This window comes from Rhizobium sp. NFR12 (assembly GCF_900108545.1).
In the GTDB taxonomy this organism is placed as follows: domain Bacteria; phylum Pseudomonadota; class Alphaproteobacteria; order Rhizobiales; family Rhizobiaceae; genus Neorhizobium; species Neorhizobium soli.
Genome location: NZ_FNWM01000001.1, coordinates 241,262 through 262,917, shown reverse-complemented (window position 1 = coordinate 262,917; position 21,656 = coordinate 241,262). Strand labels below are relative to the sequence as shown.

Genomic DNA, 21,656 nt, shown 5'->3' with positions numbered 1-21,656 from the left:
CTTTGGGAGAACAACATGGCAGCGTCAAGCCGAAGCGGCGTCAGCAGAAAACTATGGATCCTGGCGAGTGCCGTCATTCTGGCGATAGCCCTTTATACGGCAGGCTGGTTCTATGCCGCATCGGTTCTGAAACAGAACACGCTGGCACTGCTGGGTAGCCAGCAGAAGCGCGGCATCGTCGCCGAATGCACCGATGCCGAATATCGCGGCTATCCTTTCCGTATAGGCCTGTTCTGCTCCAAGGTGACGGTGGATGACCGTGAAAACGGCATTTCGGGCACGTTCGGCGCTTTGCGCTCGGCAGCCCAGGTCTATGCGCCTGGTCACATCGTCTGGGAACTCGACGCACCCTCTGAAGTCCGCACCAGCCATGGCTTCTCCGTATCCACCACCTGGAAATCGCTGCAATCCAGTATCGCTGCCAAGCTGAAAGGCGTCGAGCGGGCGTCGATGGTCATCGAGGGCTCGCGCGCAAGCGTCGTTTCCGCGACGAACACCCAGCCCTTCGACATCACCACCGACCGGACGGAAATCCATCTGCGCCAGAACGGCGACGATCTCGATGCCGCGATCTCGCTCGACGGCACCTCGACGACAGCCGAGGGCATGGCAGAGCTTCTGCCCAAGCTCAACGCTCTCGTGGACGTGACGCTTGCCGGTCGCGCCGGCATGATTGACGGCAGCGATCCGAACGGTACAGCACTCTACAATACCAAGGGCGAGCTTCGTTCCCTGAAGGCCGATCTCGGCGAGGGACGGGTTGCCACTATCTCCGGCCCCTTCTCCTTCGATGACGAAGGGCGCATGTCAGGCAAGCTCAAACTGCGCGTGGAAAAGATCGACGCGTGGCAGCAGAGCCTCGGCGAAGTGTTTCCGGATCTCGCATCGACCATCAAGACCGCGGCAAACATGCTGGCAGCGCTTGGAGGTGGTGAAAATGCCTCACTCGACATCACCATCCGGCGCGGCAAAGTTCTGGCGGGCGGGCTGATCCAGATCGGCGAAATTCCGCGGATCTAGTGCAGACAGACCTGCTTATTTCTTCACATCCAGTGCGTGCCGGCCAAAGTCCGGCGCGTCCACATCCTGGCCGGCCTGAACGATGGAGCGGCGGATGGTGCGGGTGCGGCTGAAGAGTTCGAACAGCTTGTCGCCCTCGCCCCAGCGGATTGCCCGCTGCAGGTAGGCAAGATCTTCCGAAAACCGGGCCAGCATTTCCAGGATCGCATCCTTGTTGTGCAGGCAGACGTCCCGCCACATGGTGGGATCGGAGGCCGCAAGACGCGTGAAATCGCGGAAACCGGAGGCGGAATACTTGATGACTTCCGATTCGGTGACCGTTTCCAGATCATCCGCCGTGCCGACGATATTATAGGCGATGATATGGGGCAGATGCGAAACGATCGCGAGCACCTTGTCGTGGTGTTCGGGATCCATCTCGTCGATGCGCGAACCGAGCGCCACCCAGAAAGCCTTCAACTGCTCGAGCGCCGCCTGATCCGTTTCCGGCAGCGGCGTGAAGATGCACCAACGATCGCGAAACAGACCCGGAAAGCCCGCATCCGGACCGGACTTCTCGGTGCCGGCCAGCGGGTGACCGGGAATGAAATGCACGCCATCAGGCATATGCGGCGCCATCTGCGCGATGACCGAAGCTTTGGTCGAGCCGACATCGGTGACGATGGCACCCGGCTTCAGGCTGCCCGCGATCTGCTTGGCAACCGTTTCGGACGCACCGACAGGAACGGAGACGATAACGAGGTCGGCATCCTTCACCGCATCGGCTGCAGAGGCTGTGTATTCCGTGCCAAGCTCCAGCTCTTCGGCCCGCTTCAGCGTCTCGCTACTGCGTGTCGAGATGACGACGTGATTGGCGAGCCCGAGCTCCTTCACGTCGCGCGCAATAGATGAGCCGATCAGGCCGATGCCGATCAGAGCGATCCGATCGAACTGCGGATGGGTCATGATGTCGGTCCCGTTGCTGTCAGCGTGCCAGAAATTCGCCGAGCGTTTCGATAACGCCGCGATTGGCCTCTTCCGAGCCGATCGTCATGCGCAGCGCGTTTGGCAGGCCATAGCCCTTGACGACCCGCAGGATATAGCCACGGCTGGTGAGGAACGCATCGGCATCCGGCGCACGCTTGCCGTCCACATCGGGGAAATGGATCAGCACGAAATTGGTGACCGACGGCGTCACCTTGAGCCCGAGCGTTTCGAATGCGTGGGTCAGCTTGTCGAGCCAGAGCGTGTTGTGCTCGACGGCCTTTTCGACGAAAGCCCGATCGCGGATGGCCGCAGCACCTGCGGCAATCGCCGGCGCATTCAGGTTGAACGGTCCGCGGACGCGGTTGAGCGCATCGAGAATGGCGGCCGGGCCGTACATCCAGCCGATCCGCAGCGCCGCAAGACCATAGGCCTTCGAGAAGGTCCGGCACATCACGACGTTCTTGCTGTTCGAAACGAGCTCAAGACCGGCCTCGTAATCGTTCTTCTTCACGTATTCCGCATAGGCCGCGTCGAGAACGAGGATGACGTTTTTCGGCAGGCCGGCATGCAGGCGGCGGATGTCGGAAACCGGGACATAGGTGCCGGTCGGATTGCCCGGATTGGCGATGAACACCATCTTCGTGTTTTCCGTCACAGCCGCGAGGATCGCGTCGACATCGACGGTGCAATCCTTCTCCGGCACTTCGATCGCCTTGGCGCCGGCACCGGTGATCTGGATCTTGTAGACCAGGAACCCGTGCTGGGTGATGATCGCCTCGTCGCCGGCACCGAGATAGACATGGCACAGCAGGCCGAGCAGTTCATCCGAACCATTGCCGCAGATGATGTTGGCAGCGTTCAACCCGTGCACCGAGCCGATCGCTTCGCGCAGCGCCAAGGCCTGGCCATCCGGATAGAGTTCGAGGTGACCGGCTGCCTCACGAAAGGCTTCGATCGCAGCGGGGCTCGCACCAAGCGGCGTTTCGTTGGACGAGAGCTTGAACACGCGCGCAACGCCGGGAGCATGATCCTTGCCGGGCACATAGGCGGCGATATCCAGAATGCCTGGACGCGGAACGGGCTCACTCGCAACGATGCTCATCGATTGGACCTTCTCGGTAATGTCTGTGGGCAGGGTATGCTCAGGCATTAAAGCTCAAAAGGCCCAATGTCGAGCCGGTTTTAAGAGCCTTTGGGTGTCTCGGGCTGCGTCCGCGTCGTCGGCACGCCGCGCGGTGCCATGACCGGCACGAACACACGTCTCGACGCGCGGGCTGCCACCGGCAGACCCTGATACAGCCGCTTTTGCGCCTCCAGCACTATGACGCCGGAAAACACCGGCCAGAAGCGGCGACCGATACGATCGAACACCTGCCGCATCTTCATGATGGTCCTCGCCTTCGACGGCGGAAAGAACAACGCCTCGGCGCTGGCCCCGGGCGTGAAGTTCGTCTCGCGCATCAACGTCGTCAACTGCCCCCGCGAATAGGGCCGGCCAGAGCCGAAAGGCGTATGTTCCATGCGTGCCCAGACACCACGTCTGTTGGGCACGACGATCACCAGGCGCCCGCCCGGCGCCAGCACCCGCCAGATTTCCTTCAGCGTCTCGCGCGGGTTTTCGGCAAATTCGAGCGAATGCACCAGCAGCACGCGATCGACCGAACTGTCCGGCAGCGGCAACTCCTCGTCGAACACCAGAGCTGTACTCGAAAGCTCGCCTGGCGGCCAGTTCACAGCCCCCTGCCCGGCCGGCATGAAGGCGAAGGTGCGTTCCGTATCGGCCCGGAAGTGATCGAGATAGGGCACCGCGTATCCAAGCCCGACCAGACGCTCCTCCGGCAGGCGCGCCCAGAGCGACGACAACGCCATGACGATCGACTGCTCGGCGAACCGGCCAAGGGCAGAATGATAGAACTCACGCAGATCGACGATATCGACGGACAAGATAAATTGCTCGCTGAAGGTGGTTGGACTTCAAGGCACCAGTCTCTACATTGTTCCACAAGTGGATTTGAGCAATAGGTGAGGCAATATGAAGCCGTTGGAACTCGAAGTTTTTTCCTGCCGGAGCGATAATTTCGGCGTTCTCGTGCACGATCCCGAAAGCGGGCTGACCGCTTCGATCGATGCGCCGGAAGAAAAACCGATCATCGACGCTGCCGCCCGCCGCGGCTGGACTATCACCCACATCTTCACCACCCATCACCATACCGATCACGTGGAAGCAAACCTGGCGCTGAAGCAGAAGTTCGGACTGGAGATCATCGGCCCTGTCAACGAGGCGGTGGCGATCCCCGGCCTCGACCGGGCGGTCGCAGATGGCGACGAGTTCCATTTCGGCGACCATCTCGTTCGCGTCATCGAAACGCCGGGCCACACGGCCGGACACATCTGCTTCCATTTTCCGGACGACAAGATCCTGTTTGCCGCCGACACGCTGTTTGCGCTCGGTTGCGGCCGCCTGTTCGAGCGGCCCGCTGCCGACATGTGGTCTTCGCTGCAGAAGCTAGCTGTTCTACCGGATGAGACGGCGATCTATTTCGGCCATGAATACACGCTCTCCAACGCACGTTTCGCGCTGACGATCGATCCGGACAACGAGCGGCTGAAGACCCGCGCCGCCGAGATCGAAGAACTGCGCGCCGACGGAAAGTTCACCATTCCGACGATGATGGGCCTGGAAAAGGAAACCAACCCGTTCCTGCGCCCCGCCGATCCCGCGATCCGCCGCAACCTGATCATGGAAGGCAAAACCAACGAGGAAGTGTTTGCCGAAATCCGCAAGCGCAAGGACAATTTCTAAAGCGATGACTGCGCAAGAGATCATCACCATACTCGGCATGCAGCGCCACCCGGAAGGCGGCTGGTATGCGGAGACGTTTCGCGATGGCGACGGCACCGGGCGCGGCGCCTCGACAGCGATCTACTATCTGCTGCAGGCCGGCGAGAAATCGCACTGGCATCGGGTGCGCGATGCAGCGGAAGTCTGGCACTATTATGCCGGCGATCCGCTGCTTCTGAAGATCTCGGATGGAACGACCGTCGAGGAAATCCGGCTCGGTGTGGATCTGGCCAACGGCGAGCGGCCACAGGCCGTGGTGCCGGCCGATGCGTGGCAGTCGGCAGAACCGCTTGGAGCCTACACGCTGGTGGGCTGCACCGTGGCGCCCGGATTCGAGTTTGCGAGCTTCGAGATGGCAGCGCTTGGCTGGGAGCCGGGTTAAGGGCGCCGGGAAAGGATCGGCTTATTCAGCAGGAGGAATCTTGCGTTTGCGCTCTTCACTCTTCACGAAAAAATACGCGTAGGCAGATCCAACCGCCGCGATCGAGAGCGGCAAAACGATGAATGCATAGATCTGCAAGCCAGTCATAGCAGCCTCCGTAAAATGAACCTTCCTACGAAATGTAGTATGCCTGCCGTGAAAAGCCAACAGGGGCCGGCGATTGAAAGCACCCATAAGTTCCCGACCGAGCTTGCCGGCGCATAGATCGCCGCAGCGATAGGCGCGAAGACGCCGACTGTCAGGGAGGACGTTGACGCACGATCAAATGCGTTGGCGACATACTTCACGCGTTCGTTGTCTGCCGCCGACATACCTTACTCCACCGGAAGCCGAACTGGTTTCCTCGGCCGCAGCATATCACGTGCAGCAAGCACCGCTCCACCGGTGATCAGTACGCAGGCCGCGAGAATACGCCAGTCCGGTTCGGCAAAGCCGGAAAGCACCAGGATCAAGGTCGAGAGCAGAGGCGCGGCATAACTTGCGGCGCCGATCACCTGTATATCGCCGTTCTTCACGCCGTAATCCCAAGCGTAGAAGGCAGCGCCAACCGGCAGCAGGCCAAGGCCGACGACCGCCGCCCACTGGCTGGTGTCCGCCGGCCATATCGTGATCTCCAGCGCCAGATGGCACACAAGCGACAACAGCGATGTGGCGAGGCAGAACCCCGTCACCACGTCGGTCGAGACACGATCGAAGCTGCGGGTCAGCAGCGAGTACCCCGCCCAGGTGAAGGCGCAGATGAAGGCTGTGCCATAACCCAGCGTATAGGCGCCGTCGAACGACAGGCCGTTGCGCGAAACGATGGCAATCGTGCCGCAAAGCCCGGCAAGCGCACCGGCGACGTGGTACCAGCGCAGCCGCTCGCCCGGCAGGAGCGCCGAGCCGACGACGATGAGCAGCGGCCAGAGATAGGCGATCAGTCCCGCCTCGACGGCCGGCGCATTGCGCAGCGCCGTGAAGTACAGGAAGTGGTAGCCGAATAATCCGCCGATCCCGATGATCCACACCTTGGCGGGCTGTTTGAGCAACCGGATGCGCTGCGGCCTGAAGGCGAACAGGATCAGCCCCGGCAGGCTGCCGATCGCAAACGTCATCGCGTTCATCTGGAAGGGCGGAACCTTGCCGGATGCTGCCGTCATCAGCGCCAAAAGCGACCACATCAGAATGGCCGTAAAACCGATCAGCGTCCCCCGGATCTTCACTATGCCTCCTTCGGCATAAGCCGATCTTCTAATCGCCGATCTTCACGGCCGTCACGTAGAGCGGCCCCATCCTGGTCGGGATACGGGCATAGACAGGAGCGTATACATTTGCGCCATCGGCCTTGGCAAACCAGATTTCCATCGGCGTCTTGCGAAGATACTCGATATCGGTGCGCCCGCGACGGAACCCGGATTTGGGCGTGTAGCGGATCGAGCAGACGATGGCCTCTCCCTTGAACCCTTCCGCCGCAAACGGCTTGGTGCCCATCGGTGACAGAACCAGATCCATGCGCGATTCACCGTCATAGATCGGCAACCGGTTCGGGCAGATCTTGGCATCCGCCGGAAAGATCAGCCCGCTCAACGGGTCGAGTACGGCGCGAAGATCCTTGTCCGTCACCGGCACCCAGTTTTCCCGGTTGCGACGCGGCGGCGGCGTGATCTTCGTCTCCGTCACGTTGCCATTGCTGTAGAAGATATCGTAGACGCGCTTCCGCTTTCCGACATTGTAGACAAGATTGTAGCGGTCGGCCTGCAGCTTCTGGCCATCGATGCGCCCCGTCACGCTGGTTTCCGCCGAGACCTTGCTGATGATATCGGCGATACCGGCAGATTTGAACGTGCCGTTGATCTTGTACTGCCCGCCGTCGAATTCGCTCGAAAAGCTCGCTGTCGCGATCGGTAATATCCCGAGCGTGATACTGTATTGGCTGACCTGCCGGGTTTCGGCCGCCATCGAGGGCGTTGCGGCACCGAAACTCACCAGAGAGGACAGTGCGACGGCTAGATATGTGCGAGAAAGCATGAACGGCCCTGACGGATGAGATGGAAGCGACTTGCCTGACGAGTGTGACTGACCATAATGGCAAGAAAACAGCGACGCGCCAGCCGCAAAAGCACCAAGCGACGCCTTGAGAGTCCGAAACGCAAGGTTTTGGCTTGACGCGCCGGACCTCACTGACTATAGAACCGCAACTTTCCAATCAGGACCAATTGGATCGGCATGTCGGGCATTGCCCGGAAATTGCTTCCGATTGCAGAATAGAACAAAGGTGTATCCCATGTCTCGTGTATGCGAACTGACCGGCAAGGGCGTAATGACCGGCAATAACGTCAGCCATGCCAACAACAAGACCCGTCGTCGGTTCCTGCCGAACCTGTGCCAGGTCACTCTGATCTCCGATTCGCTCGGCCAGCGCTTCCGTCTGCGGGTTTCCGCTCACGCGCTTCGCTCCGTTGAGCATCGCGGCGGTCTTGACGCTTTCCTTCTGAAGTCCAGCGAGACTGAGCTGTCCATGCGCGCTCGTCTTCTGCGTCGCCAGATTGCCAAGAAGACTGCAGAAGCAGCGACTGCTGCTGCTTAATCAGCACCTTCGACACCACCGGCTTTGAAGAGGGCTTGACCGGATAACCGGACAAGCCCTTTCTCATGGTCATATCCGCAACTGGTGGCATACCCCAGGATAAAAAAATGCAAGCGAAACGCTATACCCTCATCTATGCCCTGCTGATGGCAGCGGTCGTCGTCGCCTCGAACTTCCTCGTACAGTTCCCTGTCACAGGAAGCCTTTTCGGAGTAGCCCTTGGCGATCTCCTGACCTGGGGCGCTTTCACCTATCCCTTCGCCTTCCTCGTCACTGACCTGACCAACCGCCAGTTCGGGACGACAATCGCACGCCGTGTGGTTCTGGTCGGCTTTATCTTCGGCGTAACGTTGTCGCTCTGGGCATCCGCTCCGCGCATCGCCATCGCCTCGGGCACCGCCTATCTGGTCGGCCAGCTTCTGGACATCTCGGTGTTCAACCGCCTGCGTCGCCAGTCCTGGTGGCAGGCGCCGCTGGCAGGCTCCCTGCTCGGATCGGCGCTTGATACACTGCTGTTCTTCTCGCTGGCCTTTGCCCCGATCTTCGCCTTCCTCGGCGCCAATGACGACTTCGCCGTCGGCTGGTCTCCGATTCTGGGCGCACTCTCGACCGAAGCCCCGCGCTGGGTTTCCTGGGCGCTCGGCGACCTCGTGGTCAAGATCCTCGTCGGAATCGTGCTGTTGCTGCCCTATGGCGCGCTGATGACCGTGTTGCGGCCGATGCCGCAGGTCACTGCAAAGACCGTGTGACATAATCAAGGGGAGCCTGAAGCTTCCCTTTCTTATTCCGCGAGCCGAAATTCCAGCATCAGGTTGCGCTGCAGGAAGTTGCCGTTGTCGTCGGAGACGAGGATGAGATGCGGGCGGCCGTCGGGCGCCTCGATCACGTCGAGACCTTCCATATTGTCGATCGCGTAGGTCATATCCGCTTCCAGCAGGACCTCACCGTCGATTAGGGCATCCGGACGGATCTGTGCGGCGTCGAAGCGGCGGATGCGCATGCCGAGGCCGCCGAGGAAGCTGAAACGGCGCTCCAGCAGCAGAAAGTCGCCGTCAGGCAGAAATGCGCCATCGGTCGCGTCATAGGGGTCGTGACGGACGATCTTGAAAACGCCCTTCAGCGGTCCCTCGAGAATTGCCGCAAACATGTTGCCGTTCTGATCGAGGCTGTGTTCCGTCACCGTCACGAGCGAGCCCTTTAGCGGGCTGTCTTCAGGCGAGAGTGCCAGCGTTTCCATGCCGGCATTCATCCGCAACTCCCTACGGGGAAAGACGAAGTCTATGGTGCGCGTCGGGCCTGAAGCCTCGAAACCAGGATCCGGATAGGTCTCGATCCGGTGCAGCTGCTCGAAGCTTACCACCGCCTCGCCCTTACGCAGGGCAAGACCCTCCGCATCCGAATGGAACTTCGACCTCGGCCGCCCGCCTCTGTAGAGCAGTGGCGACACCTGCAGGCGGCTGAGACCCGAGAGACGGCCCTCCGCATCCCGTTCGATCTGCCCGGTCAGCCAGTGACCGGTATCGAGCACCGAAACAAAACTCTTACCGTCCGGCCGGAATCGGATCGCCGAAAGCGATTGCAGCATGCTGTCGTTTGAGGAGAACTGCAGCCCGCCCAGAAATTCGAGCTTGCCAAAACGGGTGGCGTCAGAGCCCGACTTGAAACGGGAGACGGTATGGACGCTCGCCTCTATATAAGGACCTGCGGCACCGGCCGGCAGAGCGAACACTACGGTCGACAACAGAGCCGCAGCAACGGCCACGCGCAAGGACTTCACCGAAGCCCTCAGCCTGCCCGTCGCATACGGCCACCGCGGGCGCCACGGGCGCCCTGTGCCGACGACTTATCGGCAAAGAGTTCGGCCAACTGCTCGGTCATCGCACCTGCCAACTCGTCTGCGTCGACGATGGTCACGGCATTGCGATAGTAGCGCGTCACATCATGGCCAATGCCGATCGCCAGAAGCTCGACAGGCGACTTGGTCTCGACCTGTTCGATGACGGCGCGCAGGTGCCGCTCCAGATAGTTGCCCGGATTGACCGACAGAGTCGAATCATCGACCGGCGCACCATCCGAGATCATCATCAGGATCTTGCGCTGTTCCGGCCGCGCGATGAGACGGTTATGCGCCCACATCAGCGCTTCGCCGTCGATGTTTTCCTTAAGCAGGCCTTCGCGCATCATCAGTCCGAGATTGCGGCGCGAGCGGCGCCACGGAGCATCGGCGGACTTGTAGACGATATGGCGCAGATCGTTGAGACGGCCGGGTGTCGCCGGCTTGCCGTTCGCAAGCCAGTTCTCGCGGCTCTGGCCGCCCTTCCAGGCTTTGGTGGTGAAGCCGAGGATCTCCACCTTCACACCGCAGCGTTCCAGCGTGCGCGCAAGAATGTCGGCGCAGGTTGCCGCAACCGTGATCGGACGGCCGCGCATGGAGCCGGAATTGTCGATCACCAGCGTCACGACCGTATCGCGGAACTGCGTATCGCGTTCCTTCTTGAAGGAAAGCGGCTGCATTGGGTCGATGATCAGGCGCACGAGGCGGGCCGGGTCGAGATAGCCCTCCTCCAGGTCGAAATCCCAGGAGCGGTTCTGCTGCGCCATCAGGCGACGCTGCAGCCGGTTGGCCAGACGGCCGACGGCGCCCTGCAGATGCGCGAGCTGCTTGTCGAGGAAAGCGCGCAGCCGGTCGAGTTCCGCTTCGTCACACAGCTCTTCGGCGGTGATCTCCTCGTCGAACTCCTGCGTGAAGATGTGATAATCCACCTTCTCGTTGAAATCGTCGAACGGGCTGTTCGGCCGGCGGGTTTCGCCTGGCGTCTCGGAGTGATCGTCGCTCTCGTCGGACATCTCCTCGTCCGACATTTCGGCGCCGTCCATCTCGCCTTCGTCCATGTCGTCGTCGGCAACGTCGCTCTGTTCGGCGGGCGCGGCATCAGAGCCGGCTTCTTCCTCGACTTCCTCGTTCTCGGTCTCGCCGCTGCTCGGCTGTTCCTCGTCGTTCTGGTTGTCGATGTCCTCAGGCTCGCTGTCGTCGCTGGCGAGATCCTCGGCCATCTGCATGGATGACAGCATGCGGCGCACGACCTTGGAAAAGGCCTGCTGGTCCTCGATGACATTTCTCAGATTGTCGAGATCGCCCGACGCCTTGTCCTCGATGAACGGACGCCAGAGGTCGAGCACCTTGCCGGCGCTTTCGGGCGGCTTCACGCCGGTCAGCTTCTCGCGAACCAGCATGGCGATCGCTTCGCCGATGGGTGCGTCTTCCTGACGCTCGATGCCGGTGAAATTCGCCTTGGCGTATTTTTCCTGATGCATCGAGTTGAGGTTGGAGGCAACGCCGGTCATCCGCAGCGCGCCGATCGATTCGATCCGGGCCTGCTCGACCGCATCGAACACGGTGCGCGCATCCGATCCCTGCGGCGCCAGATTGGCATGCATGGCCGTATCGTGGCAGGCAATCCGCAGCGCCATAGAATCGCCGAGGCCCCTTGTGACGGCAAGCTCATGAGCCGTCGGACGCCTTGAGATTTCAGGCAGACGAATGCGATCACCGGCAAGGCCGGGGCGCTCGTTGGCGAACGACACCTCGACCTCGCCATTGGCGGCAATCGACCGGACGCAGCCGGTGATCGCCCGGCGCAACGGCTCGGTATCGACCATGCCGCTGGACTTGGGTTTCGAATTGTCTCCACGACCTGACATGGCCTGCATTTCCTTCGCTTGGCGCGTTAGGTCACGCCCCTGTCGACGTTAAGCGCCAAGAACCATGTTGGCGGCACTTTCCTTGAGCTCGACACCGAAGGCGCGCTGATACTGTTCGGCCACCAGCGTGCGCTCAAGCTCGTCGCACTTGTTGAGGAAGGTGATGCGGAAGGCAAAGGCGACATCACCGAAGATCTCGGCATTCTCGGCCCAGGTGATGACCGTACGCGGGCTCATCACGGTCGACAGGTCGCCGTTGATGAAGGCCGAACGGGTCAGATCGGCGACGCGCACCATTTTTGATACGGTCTCGCGACCTTCGGCCGTCTTGCCGAAAGACTTCACCTTGGCGGCAACGATATCGACTTCCTTCTGGTGCGGCAGGTAGTTCAACGTGGTCACGATCGACCAGCGGTCCATCTGTGCCTGGTTGATCTGCTGGGTGCCGTGATAAAGGCCCGTCGTATCTCCCAGACCAACCGTGTTGGCGGTCGAGAAGATGCGGAATGCCGGGTGAGGACGAATGACGCGGCTCTGATCGAGAAGAGTCAGGCGGCCCGACGATTCCAGCACCCGCTGAATGACGAACATCACGTCCGGACGACCTGCATCGTATTCGTCGAACACAAGTGCGACATTGTGCTGGTAGGCCCAGGGCAGGATGCCGTCCTTGAATTCGGTGACCTGCTTGCCGTCCTTCAGCACGATCGCGTCCTTGCCGACGAGATCGATACGGCTGACGTGGCTGTCGAGGTTGACGCGCACGCAAGGCCAGTTGAGGCGGGCGGCAACCTGCTCGATATGGGTCGATTTGCCGGTTCCGTGGAAACCGGACACCATGACGCGGCGGTTATGGGCAAACCCTGCGAGGATGGCGAGCGTCGTGTCGCGGTCGAACAGGTAGTCCGGATCAAGGTCCGGAACGTAAGGGTCGCCGTGGCTGTAGGCCGGAACCCTCAAATCGGTATCAATGCCGAAAACATCCCGGACAGATACTGTGGTGTCGGGAAGGTTGGAAATGTCTAAGTCGATCTTGCTCATCATAACTCCAGGGCACGGGCAAATGCCCGGCCTTCATCCTCGCTGCCATATGTTTTTACGGCTTAGCAGAAACCCGCCTGCTTCAACAACTGGTATGCTTGAATGACAGCGCGAAAACGGTCTTCAGAACCGCGGTCTCCGCCATTGGCATCCGGGTGGTGCTTCTTGACCAGTTCCTTGTAGCGCCGCTTGATATCGGTCGAATTCGAGTTTGCCGCCAGTTCCAGCGTATCGAAAGCCTTGGCTTCCAGCGTTTTCAGCTTTCGTCCCTGCGTTTCGAACCGTCCACCGGTGCCCGCCCGGGCCTGAGAAACGAAACCGAACGGATCCTTGAAACGCTGCTGCGCGTAAGCGGTTCCGCTGGCACCGCCTGCACTGGAACGCGCGCTCGAATGCAACGGCCCGTCTTTCGCCGCCTTGTTGACGCCAACTGTCCATGTGGGGCGATGACCGGTGATCGCCTCCTTCTGGTAGCGCGCAATCTCGCCATCCGACAGGCCGGAGAAATAGTTGTAACCCTTGTTGTATTCCTTCACATGCTCGAAGCAGAACAGGAAGAACTGTCCTTCCGCATTTCGACCCACGGGCGCGCGGTGGGCGCCGGGCTTGTCGCACCCGTCCCACTGGCAGGTCGGAGCCTGCGCAGCCGTTTCCTGCTGCCTGTTCCGGCGCGTCCGGATACGGTCGAAATATTTGGAATCGAGTTTCATAAGGCTCCTATTATGGGGCCGCCGAGAAGTCGGGACAAGAATTGACAAACCGGTTTGTTGCTGGTTTCTGAGATGCCCTTCTGCGTCGCCCTGTCTGCCATCAAAGGAAGCCGAACATGACCGTAAGAGCCCGCATCGAAGCTACGCTTCGCGACAACCTTGCCCCCGATCGGCTCGAGGTGATCGACGAGAGCCAGCATCACGCCGGACATCAGCCGGATATTACAGGAACCGGCGAGACCCATATGCGGGTGCGGATCGTGTCTCCGGCATTTGCGGGAAAGAGCCGTATCGACCGGCACCGGGCCGTGAATGCGCTGCTGAAGCCCGAACTCGACGCAGGCCTGCACGCGCTGGCGGTGGAAGCCGCGGCACCGGGCGAAGCGACGCGCTGGTAGCGGAGACCTATTCGCCGGGCAGCGCTGTCTCGACTGCCGGGCGGATTCTGAGCCGCGTGATGCGGTTCTTCTCGCGCTTCAGGACGATGAAGCGCTTGCCGTGGAAGGTGAAGGCCTGCCGCTCTTCGGGGATGAGCTTTGATTCGTGGATGACGAGGCCGGCGATCGTCGTCGCCTCTTGATCGGGAAGGCTCCAGCCGAGCGCCCGGTTGAGATCTCGGATCGGCACCGAGCCATCGACCAGGATCGAGCCGTCGGCTTCCTGGCGCACGCCACGGACCTCGATATCATGCTCGTCTGCGATATCGCCGACGATTTCCTCGAGAATATCCTCCAGCGTGACGATGCCCTGCACCTCGCCATATTCGTCGACCACGACGGCGAAATGCACCTTGCGCTTCAGGAATGCGGCAAGCTGGTCCTTGAGGCTGGTACTATCGGGCACAAACCACGGCCGCTGGGCGATCTTCACGACATCGACAGGGGCCCCGTCGGCCTCCACGTCGGCAAGTGTGCGCAACAGGTCCTTGGCATGCAGCACGCCGATGATGTTTTCGGTCGAATTGCGCCACACCGGCATGCGGGTATAGGGGCTTTCCAACACGGTGCGCACGAGAACCTCAGGCGGATCGTCGGCGTTCAGCGCGCGCATGACGGTGCGATGCCGCATCACGTCGGAGACTTCGAGCTCCTGAAGCTCGAACAGTCCGCTCAGCCGGTTGCGGTCCCGCTGCACGGGATCGCGCTCCCGGTGCCGGGCCTCGAGTGCCGAATGCAGATCGTCGCGGTCCGCAAAGACCAGCGTTTCCGGTGACAGCGACAGGCCGGACATGCGAAGCAGGCGGCGGATGACCGCGTTCAGCAGGCGCGATGGCAGGCTGCGTTTGGCGCTCATCGGCTCCGCTTTTCGTCAAGGAAGCTCAGCACTTCGGAAGACGGCACATCATCAGCGACGAAGGACTGGCCGATCCCGTGGGTGAGGATGAAGGTGAGCTTGCCGCTCTTCACCTTCTTGTCCTGCCCAATCGCATCGAGAAGCCTTTGCGTCGGCGGTAGTTCGCCCGGAATATCGCTGATCCTGGTCGGCAGGCCGACGGCTTTCAGATGCGCCTCGACGCGGCTGGCATCATCGGGGCTTGCAAGGTTCATGCGGGCCGAGAACTGGTAGGCCAGAACCATGCCGATCGCGACGCCCTCGCCATGAACGAGGCGCTTCCCGTCGTATTCGACGGCGGCTTCCAGCGCGTGGCCGAACGTGTGACCGAGATTGAGGAGCGCCCGACGGCCGGTCTCCCGCTCGTCTTCGACAACCACATCGGATTTCGACTGGCAGCTTCTGGCAATTGCCTCGATCCGCTCGGGCTCGCCCGAGAACACGGCCTTCCAGTTCTTTTCCAGCCATTCGAAGAAATCCGGCTGGTCGATCAGTCCGTATTTGGCGACCTCGGCGTAACCTGCCCGAAACTCCCGCTCGGACAGCGTGTCGAGGGCTGCGGTATCGGCGAGAACCAGATCCGGCTGATGGAAGACGCCGAGCAGGTTCTTGCCGTGACGGGTGTTGATGCCCGTCTTGCCGCCGACGGACGAATCCACCTGCGCCAGAAGCGAGGTCGGGATCTGCACGAAGCGCACGCCACGCCGCACGATGCCTGCCGCAAAACCCGCGAGATCGCCGATCACGCCGCCGCCAAGCGCGATCACCGCATCGTTACGTTCGATCCGCGCCGACAGAACCATGTCGCAGACGGTTGACAGGTGTTCGAGGCTCTTGGTCTTTTCGCCGGCCGGCAGCGTCAGCGATACGGCTTCGATGCCGTCGGTCTGGAGGCTGTCCATCAGCGCTTCGAGATAGAGCGGTGCCACGTTTTCGTCCGTTACGATCGCCGCGCGCCGGCCTTTCAGCCGCGACGTGATCTCGCCGCCGGCGCGCTCGATGAGACCGGGGCCGATCAGAATATCGTAGGCGCGCCCTTGGAGCGGCACATGCACCAGGCGTTCGGAAGCACGGGAGGTTTCGTTCATGGCATGTCACCTGTCTTTGCAAGGCCGGCCTTGGGAAGCCCGGCCAGCGCTTTTAGCACCTCGTTGACCATCACGTCCTTGCGGACATTATGCGACAGCACGGTGAGATCGGCTTCGGCATAGATCGGGTAGCGCTGGATCATCAGGTTCTCCAGCGTCTGCTTCGGGTTTTCGGTTTTCAGAAGCGGGCGGTGATCGCGCCGGTTGACGCGCTCCCACAGAACATCCAGATCCGCTTTCAACCAGAGCGAAACGCCGCCGGCCTTGATCTGCGCGCGGGTCGCCTCGTTGATGAAGGCACCGCCGCCGGTCGAGACCACCCGCGGTCCCTGCTTCAGCAACCGCTCTATGACCCGCGTTTCCAGCGCCCGGAACTCCGTTTCGCCGTATGATGCGAAAAGCTCCGAGATCGTCATGCGGGAGACTTTTTCGATTTCCGCGTCCGTATCGACGAAGGGCACGTTGAGAGCCTGGGCGACCAGCTTTCCGATCACCGACTTGCCCGCTCCCATCAGGCCGACAAGGGTCAGGTTGCGGCCACCGAGTGCCGCGCTCGCCCGCTGCTTGAGCGACTGTTCCGCAATGGATGCAACTTCGTTCATCGTCTCGTCCGTTTGCGAAACGGTATCGACAAATGCGGGATGGGCGTCAAGCCGCGCGGCGCCTGAAACACCGCCCTCACCGTTTCTTCTTGTCGATCTATAAACATTTACGGATATAGTGCAGCGCAACGAAGCGGAGTTCTCGATGCCTACCCTGTTCCGGTTTCTATTCGTGCTCGCGGTGATCGCTGGCATCATCTACGGAAGCATGGTGGCACTGGTCTTTCTGGTGGAGCCGCGCGAACGCGATGTCACCGTGCGCGTGCCCTCCGAACGGCTGAACCCGCCCGCCCAGAAGCCCTGACCGCCTGACAAGGATAGGACGAACCAATGGCCGACCTGTCTCGCGCTCACATCGAAGCCTTTCTGGAAATGATGAGCGCCGAGCGCGGTGCGGCGGTGAACACGCTGTCCTCCTATGAACGCGATCTGGAGGACATGCATTCCTTCCTCGCGACCCACAAATCGACGCCGTCGTCTGCGCAAAGCGCCGATCTGTCGGCCTATCTCGGCCATCTCGGCAAGCAGGGCTTTGCCGCGTCCTCGCAGGCAAGACGCCTTTCTGCCATGCGGCAATTCTACAAGTTCCTCTATGCCGAAGGCCTTCGCACCGACGATCCCACATCCATTCTCGACGCGCCGAAGAAAGGCCGCTCGCTGCCGAAGATCATGACCGAGGCAGACGTGACCCGTCTCTTAAGTCTTGCCATGGAGGAAGCGGCACAACCGGGACCCGACCAGATTTCCCGCGCCCGCATGCTGGCACTGCTCGAGCTTCTTTATGCAACGGGAATGCGGGTGAGCGAACTCGTCTCACTGCCGGCAAAGGTGCTGGATCAGGAAGGCCGGTTCCTGATGGTGCGCGGCAAGGGCAACAAAGAACGGCTGGTGCCGCTCTCCCGCTCGGCCATCGCCGCGATGAAAGTTTATGGCGAAATGCGGAGCAGCCGCGAAAAAGATGCGGACAGCATCTGGCTCTTCCCTTCCAGCAGCAAGGAAGGTTATCTTCCCCGCCAGGTTTTCGCCCGCGACCTCAAGGGACTGGCGGCGCGGGCGGGCTTAAAAACCGCTGCGATCTCGCCGCATGTTATGCGTCACGCCTTTGCAAGCCATCTTTTGGCAAACGGCGCCGACCTTCGAGTGGTACAGGAACTGCTTGGACATTCAGACATTTCCACCACTCAAATATACACTCATGTCCTGGAAGAACGGCTTCGCCAGACGGTGCAAACACATCACCCTCTTGCAAAACAGGCCAAAAACCGGGATTAGAAGCCCCGATCGAAAATTGGAACGCTACGTTCCTCAAGAGAAAAACAACCGGAAACCGGATCTCATGCAAACGTATCTCGACTTCGAAAAGCCAATCTCTGACCTCGAGGGCAAGATCCACGAGCTCAAGAAGCTCACGGACGAGAATGAAGGCATAGACACGACCGACGAGATTACCCGCCTTGAAGGCCGGGTGAAGGAAGCGGTCAAGGACATCTATTCCAAGCTCGGCGCCTGGGAGAAGACGCAGGTTGCCCGCCATCCGCAGCGCCCGCATTTCGTCGATTATGCCGCAAAGCTGTTTACCGATTTCACGCCGCTTGCCGGCGACCGCAATTTCGGTGAAGACGCGGCGATCCAGGCAGGCCTTGCCCGTTTCAACGGTATGCCTGTCGCGCTGATGGGCCAGGAAAAGGGTCACGACACCAAGAGCCGCCTGAAGCACAATTTCGGCAGCCCGCGTCCCGAAGGCTATCGCAAGGCGATCCGCATCATGGAAATGGCCGACCGCTTCGGTCTTCCGATCATCTCCCTGATTGATACGGCAGGCGCCTATCCGGGCGTCGGCGCGGAAGAGCGCGGCCAGGCGGAAGCCATCGCCCGCTCGACGGAAATGTGCCTTGGCGTGAAAGTCCCGTTGATCTCCATCGTCATCGGCGAAGGCGGCTCCGGCGGTGCGATTGCCATCGCCACCGGCAACCGGGTCTATATGCTCGAGCACTCGATCTATTCGGTCATCTCGCCGGAAGGCGCCGCCTCCATCCTGTGGCGCGATTCGACCCGCGCCCGTGAAGCTGCGACTAACATGAAGATCACCTCCGACGACCTGAAGGGTCTCGGCATCATCGACGAGATCATTCCGGAGCCGATCGGCGGCGCCCATCGCGATCCGGAAACCGTTATTGCTGCCACCGGCAAGGTGATTGCTTCGGCTCTGGAAGAACTTGGGAAGCTCTCCGGCATCGAGTTGCGCAACCAGCGCCGGCAGAAATTCCTCGATATCGGCCGCAACCTGTAGGATTAGGCGTAAAACCGATCGTCTGCCCCTGAAATTGCCAAAATCGCCGGTATAGGACTTTGGCAATTGCCGGTGTGCGGTGAAAACCGCGGCGGTTTCGCTAGACAGCCGCGTGCAAGCGTTTAAGAAGATGTAAAGCTTACCGTCTTATTGATCGTGTCTCGTACGGTTTTGTTCGCCATTCCTGATATGTGGTTTGTCTCGATGCGCCTGAAACACATCGCCTTCGCCCTTCTTGTCGCAACGGCCCTTACCGGCTGTAACGATACGCTGGACTCTGCAAAGATCGATCTCTCGACCGTCAAGAACAAGAAGGAGCAGCCTCTTCCTTCCAGCATCGTTGCCGAGATGCAAAAGAGGAACATGCCGCGCCAGTCGCCGATCATGATCCGCATCCTCAAGGAAGAGGGTAAGCTCGAGATCTGGAAGGCGAAGGCCGACAACCGCTTCGACGTCATCAAGAGCTATGACATCTGCGCCTGGTCCGGAAAGCTCGGACCGAAGGTGAAGGAAGGCGACCGTCAGGCGCCGGAAGGCTTCTACAGCCTGACCCCTGCGCACCTGAACCCCAATTCGCAGTATTACCTCGCCATCAACACCGGCTTCCCGAACCGCTACGACGCCGCCAACGGCCGCAGCGGCACCAATCTGATGATCCACGGCGCCTGCTCGTCGTCGGGTTGCTACTCCATGACCGACGAACAGGTTCTGGAAATCTACGCCTTTGCACGCGACGCCTTTAAGGGCGGCCAGACCTCGATCCAGCTGCAGGCGCTTCCCTTCCGCATGAGCGCGGAAAACATGGTGCGCCACCGCGACAACCAGAACTATGACTTCTGGAAGATGATCAAGACCGGCTACGACAATTTCGAAGTGACGAAGCGCCCGCCGGAAGTGAACGTCTGCGAAAAGAAGTACGTCTTCAACCAGCAGGCGGACAGCAACGGCAAGTTCGCACCGGCCGCCGCCTGCCCGACCATGTCGACGCCGCCGACGCTGGTATCCGCACTGTCGTCCTATTCCAAGACCTACGAACTCGCCTATCAGAAGGCGATGGACAAGTATGACGGCAAGGTCTGGTACGAGCCGACGGAAGCCGAGCGCAAGGCCGTCGTTGCCGGCAAGCGCAAGGGCCGTGAACTCGCCTATGCACCAACAGGCACGTCGCTGGAAGCCGGCAAGCTGCTGAGCCAGTCGGAATTCAAGCAGATGATGGAAAAGCGCATGGCCTCGGGCGGCGAGAAGCCGGCGACCACCGTGCTTGCCTCCGCTGGCCCGACGTCTGCCCGTACAGCCTCGATCAACGAGCGCATGATGGTAAAGCAGGACCGCCTGCCTGCAACGACGACCGGCTCGATTGCCAATACGCAGTTGCGTGGCGCCCAGACCACCAGCGTTCCATCGGCGCCGGCACCAAAGGCTGCAACGCCGACCGTTCAGACAGCGCAGGGCACGACCGTTGCCGTTCCTGTGCCGGAACAGAACCCGCTTGCCTATACGGCAACACAGCCGGTGACCGAGACCGCCAAGAAGCCCGCCTGGAAGTTCTGGTCCAAGGACTGACGCCAGTGCCTGGGGAAGCCCTCGGAGAGACCTATGATCTTCGCGGGCTGAAATGCCCCCTGCCCGTGCTGAAGACCCGCAAGCGTCTGAAGTCCATGGAGACGGGCGCGTCTCTTACCCTGGAAACCACCGATCCGCTTGCAGGCATCGATATCCCGCATTTCTGCAGCCAGGACGGCCACGTCCTGCTCTCGTCCGAGCGGACCGAGACGGGCCACAGGTTCGTGATCCGCAAGGGTTGATTGCGCAACAGCATCAAATCGAAAATTGGAACTGGCGATGCAGCCTTAGAACTGCATGCCCGGCACGGCCAGCGGATTGTCTTCGAGCGCCGCACGATCCGGACGATCGATCTGCGGCTTGCCCGTGAAGGCCGCGAAAAGATCCTGCACGAACGCCTCCGGCAGATCCTGGGTGATCAGCACCATGCGCGTCAGACGATCGGAGCCTTCAGGCCATTTCGCCAGCCGTTCCGGCGGATGGAAAATGCTCTGCACGCCGTGCAGCACCAGCGGACGCTCGAGATTATCGGACATCGCCACGATCGCCTTCATGCGCAGAAGCTTTTCGCCATGCGCCGAGCGCAGCAGATCCACGAACATGCTGAGCGCCATCGGCTCGATCGGCTTGTCGTGGACGATCGAGAAGGAGCGAATGTTGGCGCCGTGCCGGTTTACATCGTGATGATGGTGGCCGTGATCATGAGGATCGTGCTTATGGTCGTGATGGTCGTGCCCGTGCCCGTGCCCATCGTGCCCATGCCCATGAGCCTCATGCGCGTGATCGTGCGCCACTTCTTCCCGCAGCCAGCGGCCGACATCGGCGATCTTTGTTTCCGGATCGTAGAGCCCGTTGACGAGGATCGCGGCGGCACCGGTGCTTTCGTCATCGCCATCGACGATGGGTGCCCGCGGGTTGAGCGCGCGCAGCCGGGCCCGCAGCGCGTCGCTCTCCTCCGGTGTGGACATGGAAAGCTTGGAGAGAACCAGCCGGTCGGCGACCGCAGCCTGCTTGACCGCTTCCGGATGACGATCGAGCGTTGAGATACCGTTGACCGCATCGACGACGGTGACGACGCCGTCGAGCTCGAAATTTTGCGCGATGACGGGATTGCCCATGACCGACTGCATGACCGGCGCCGGATCGGCAAGCCCTGTCGTTTCGATAACCACCCGGTGGATCGGCTTCAGCCGTCCGGTCTGAACGCCGTCCATCAGCGTGGCGAGCGTATCGATGAGCTCTCCGCGCACGGTGCAGCACAGGCAGCCATTGGAAAGCTCGAGCAATGCATCGCCTGAGCTTTCGACCAGGAAATTGTCGATGCTCACATCGCCGAATTCGTTGATGATGACGGCCGTGTTGCTGGCGGCCGGATCCTTCAGGATCCGGTTGAGAAGCGTGGACTTGCCCGCCCCCAGAAAGCCGGTGAGGATGGAAACCGGAATGCGACCGCTAAAGGACATGTTTTCGTACCTTAAAGTTCAGCCAGCCC

The 21,656-nt window shown here is 61.0% G+C and carries 24 protein-coding genes and 1 pseudogene; 11 read left to right on the top strand and 14 right to left on the bottom strand.

Features of this window, described 5'->3' with window-relative positions; all coding sequences use genetic code 11:
* Positions 1–15: 15 nt before the first annotated feature.
* Positions 16–1,020 carry a DUF2125 domain-containing protein gene (locus tag BLW69_RS01235; RefSeq protein ID WP_062581776.1) on the top strand — a complete coding sequence of 335 codons (1,005 nt, stop codon included), beginning with the start codon at positions 16–18 and terminating at the stop codon, positions 1,018–1,020.
* 15 nt (positions 1,021–1,035) lie between these two features.
* Here BLW69_RS01235 and BLW69_RS01230 read toward each other — a convergent pair whose 3' ends face one another.
* The 3 genes from BLW69_RS01230 to BLW69_RS01220 all read right to left on the bottom strand — a co-directional run bounded on the left by BLW69_RS01230 (position 1,036) and on the right by BLW69_RS01220 (position 3,930).
* Entirely contained in the window at positions 1,036–1,965 is a 930-nt protein-coding gene (locus BLW69_RS01230; protein ID WP_092659393.1) for a prephenate/arogenate dehydrogenase family protein, read from the bottom strand.
* 19 nt (positions 1,966–1,984) lie between these two features.
* Positions 1,985–3,088 (bottom strand): histidinol-phosphate transaminase, encoded by a 1,104-nt coding sequence (hisC, locus tag BLW69_RS01225; RefSeq protein WP_062581772.1) that lies wholly within the window; start codon positions 3,086–3,088, stop codon positions 1,985–1,987.
* Positions 3,089–3,168: 80 nt separating this feature from the next.
* Positions 3,169–3,930, bottom strand: coding sequence for a class I SAM-dependent methyltransferase (locus BLW69_RS01220; protein ID WP_092659391.1), 762 nt, complete (start codon positions 3,928–3,930; stop codon positions 3,169–3,171).
* A gap of 88 nt (positions 3,931–4,018) precedes the next feature.
* On the opposite strand from BLW69_RS01220, the gene gloB reads away from it, so the two are divergent.
* Entirely contained in the window at positions 4,019–4,789 is a 771-nt protein-coding gene (gene gloB / locus BLW69_RS01215; RefSeq protein WP_092659389.1) for a hydroxyacylglutathione hydrolase, read from the top strand.
* Positions 4,790–4,793: 4 nt separating this feature from the next.
* A complete protein-coding gene (locus BLW69_RS01210) occupies positions 4,794–5,210 on the top strand; it encodes a cupin domain-containing protein (RefSeq protein WP_092659387.1) in 417 nt (138 codons plus the stop codon).
* Positions 5,211–5,231: 21 nt separating this feature from the next.
* On the opposite strand, the gene BLW69_RS23075 is transcribed toward BLW69_RS01210, so the two are convergent.
* The 3 genes from BLW69_RS23075 to BLW69_RS01195 all read right to left on the bottom strand — a co-directional run bounded on the left by BLW69_RS23075 (position 5,232) and on the right by BLW69_RS01195 (position 7,277).
* Positions 5,232–5,357 carry a hypothetical protein gene (locus BLW69_RS23075; protein WP_280141276.1) on the bottom strand — a complete coding sequence of 42 codons (126 nt, stop codon included), beginning with the start codon at positions 5,355–5,357 and terminating at the stop codon, positions 5,232–5,234.
* Positions 5,358–5,584: 227 nt separating this feature from the next.
* The gene (locus BLW69_RS01200; RefSeq protein WP_092659383.1) at positions 5,585–6,472 is read right to left on the bottom strand and encodes an aromatic amino acid exporter YddG; all 888 of its coding nucleotides are present in this window, start codon (positions 6,470–6,472) and stop codon (positions 5,585–5,587) included.
* 28 nt (positions 6,473–6,500) lie between these two features.
* Positions 6,501–7,277 (bottom strand): DUF3108 domain-containing protein, encoded by a 777-nt coding sequence (locus tag BLW69_RS01195; RefSeq protein WP_092659381.1) that lies wholly within the window; start codon positions 7,275–7,277, stop codon positions 6,501–6,503.
* Between the two features lie 256 nt (positions 7,278–7,533).
* Here BLW69_RS01195 and rpmB point away from each other — a divergent pair, with 256 nt between their 5' ends.
* Together rpmB and BLW69_RS01185 are read left to right on the top strand one after the other, a co-directional pair.
* Complete coding sequence (gene rpmB, locus BLW69_RS01190) at positions 7,534–7,836, top strand: 50S ribosomal protein L28 (protein ID WP_062461777.1); 303 nt, start codon at positions 7,534–7,536, stop codon at positions 7,834–7,836.
* Positions 7,837–7,943: 107 nt separating this feature from the next.
* The gene (locus tag BLW69_RS01185) at positions 7,944–8,585 is read left to right on the top strand and encodes a queuosine precursor transporter (protein WP_062461780.1); all 642 of its coding nucleotides are present in this window, start codon (positions 7,944–7,946) and stop codon (positions 8,583–8,585) included.
* 32 nt (positions 8,586–8,617) lie between these two features.
* On the opposite strand, the gene BLW69_RS01180 is transcribed toward BLW69_RS01185, so the two are convergent.
* From BLW69_RS01180 to BLW69_RS01165, 4 genes are all read right to left on the bottom strand, one after another.
* On the bottom strand, positions 8,618–9,613 hold the full coding sequence (locus BLW69_RS01180; RefSeq protein ID WP_244508717.1) for an esterase-like activity of phytase family protein: 996 nt from the start codon (positions 9,611–9,613) through the stop codon (positions 8,618–8,620).
* A gap of 8 nt (positions 9,614–9,621) precedes the next feature.
* The gene (cobT, locus tag BLW69_RS01175) at positions 9,622–11,538 is read right to left on the bottom strand and encodes a cobaltochelatase subunit CobT (RefSeq protein WP_092659379.1); all 1,917 of its coding nucleotides are present in this window, start codon (positions 11,536–11,538) and stop codon (positions 9,622–9,624) included.
* 48 nt (positions 11,539–11,586) lie between these two features.
* Positions 11,587–12,579, bottom strand: coding sequence for a cobaltochelatase subunit CobS (gene cobS / locus BLW69_RS01170; protein WP_092660946.1), 993 nt, complete (start codon positions 12,577–12,579; stop codon positions 11,587–11,589).
* A 62-nt stretch (positions 12,580–12,641) separates the two neighbouring features.
* Positions 12,642–13,289: a J domain-containing protein gene (locus tag BLW69_RS01165; protein WP_062461786.1), complete on the bottom strand. Its 648-nt coding sequence runs from the start codon at positions 13,287–13,289 to the stop codon at positions 12,642–12,644.
* A gap of 116 nt (positions 13,290–13,405) precedes the next feature.
* Here BLW69_RS01165 and BLW69_RS01160 point away from each other — a divergent pair, with 116 nt between their 5' ends.
* Positions 13,406–13,687, top strand: a complete 282-nt coding sequence (locus BLW69_RS01160; protein ID WP_092659377.1) for a BolA family protein — start codon at positions 13,406–13,408, stop codon at positions 13,685–13,687.
* Positions 13,688–13,694: 7 nt separating this feature from the next.
* Here BLW69_RS01160 and BLW69_RS01155 read toward each other — a convergent pair.
* The 3 genes and pseudogenes from BLW69_RS01155 to BLW69_RS01145 all read right to left on the bottom strand — a co-directional run.
* Positions 13,695–14,549: pseudogene (locus BLW69_RS01155) on the bottom strand (transporter associated domain-containing protein); the annotation flags it as partial.
* Positions 14,550–14,578: 29 nt separating this feature from the next.
* Positions 14,579–15,709, bottom strand: a complete 1,131-nt coding sequence (gene aroB, locus BLW69_RS01150) for a 3-dehydroquinate synthase (RefSeq protein WP_092659375.1) — start codon at positions 15,707–15,709, stop codon at positions 14,579–14,581.
* Positions 15,706–16,311 (bottom strand): shikimate kinase, encoded by a 606-nt coding sequence (locus BLW69_RS01145; RefSeq protein ID WP_062461798.1) that lies wholly within the window; start codon positions 16,309–16,311, stop codon positions 15,706–15,708. Before BLW69_RS01145 ends, aroB begins: the two co-directional genes overlap by 4 nt.
* Before the next feature lie 145 nt (positions 16,312–16,456).
* Between BLW69_RS01145 and BLW69_RS01140 the strand changes: the two genes are divergently transcribed.
* The 5 genes from BLW69_RS01140 to BLW69_RS01120 all read left to right on the top strand — a co-directional run bounded on the left by BLW69_RS01140 (position 16,457) and on the right by BLW69_RS01120 (position 20,406).
* Positions 16,457–16,615: a hypothetical protein gene (locus BLW69_RS01140; protein WP_092660944.1), complete on the top strand. Its 159-nt coding sequence runs from the start codon at positions 16,457–16,459 to the stop codon at positions 16,613–16,615.
* 26 nt (positions 16,616–16,641) lie between these two features.
* Positions 16,642–17,583 carry a site-specific tyrosine recombinase XerD gene (gene xerD / locus BLW69_RS01135; RefSeq protein ID WP_092659373.1) on the top strand — a complete coding sequence of 314 codons (942 nt, stop codon included), beginning with the start codon at positions 16,642–16,644 and terminating at the stop codon, positions 17,581–17,583.
* Positions 17,584–17,647: 64 nt separating this feature from the next.
* On the top strand, positions 17,648–18,601 hold the full coding sequence (locus BLW69_RS01130; RefSeq protein WP_092659372.1) for an acetyl-CoA carboxylase carboxyltransferase subunit alpha: 954 nt from the start codon (positions 17,648–17,650) through the stop codon (positions 18,599–18,601).
* 204 nt (positions 18,602–18,805) lie between these two features.
* Entirely contained in the window at positions 18,806–20,164 is a 1,359-nt protein-coding gene (locus BLW69_RS01125) for a L,D-transpeptidase family protein (protein ID WP_092660942.1), read from the top strand.
* Between the two features lie 5 nt (positions 20,165–20,169).
* Positions 20,170–20,406: a sulfurtransferase TusA family protein gene (locus tag BLW69_RS01120; RefSeq protein WP_062461809.1), complete on the top strand. Its 237-nt coding sequence runs from the start codon at positions 20,170–20,172 to the stop codon at positions 20,404–20,406.
* A 45-nt stretch (positions 20,407–20,451) separates the two neighbouring features.
* Here the strand turns inward: BLW69_RS01120 and BLW69_RS01115 are convergent, their stop codons facing one another.
* Complete coding sequence (locus tag BLW69_RS01115) at positions 20,452–21,627, bottom strand: CobW family GTP-binding protein (RefSeq protein ID WP_092659370.1); 1,176 nt, start codon at positions 21,625–21,627, stop codon at positions 20,452–20,454.
* Positions 21,628–21,656: the final 29 nt, after the last annotated feature.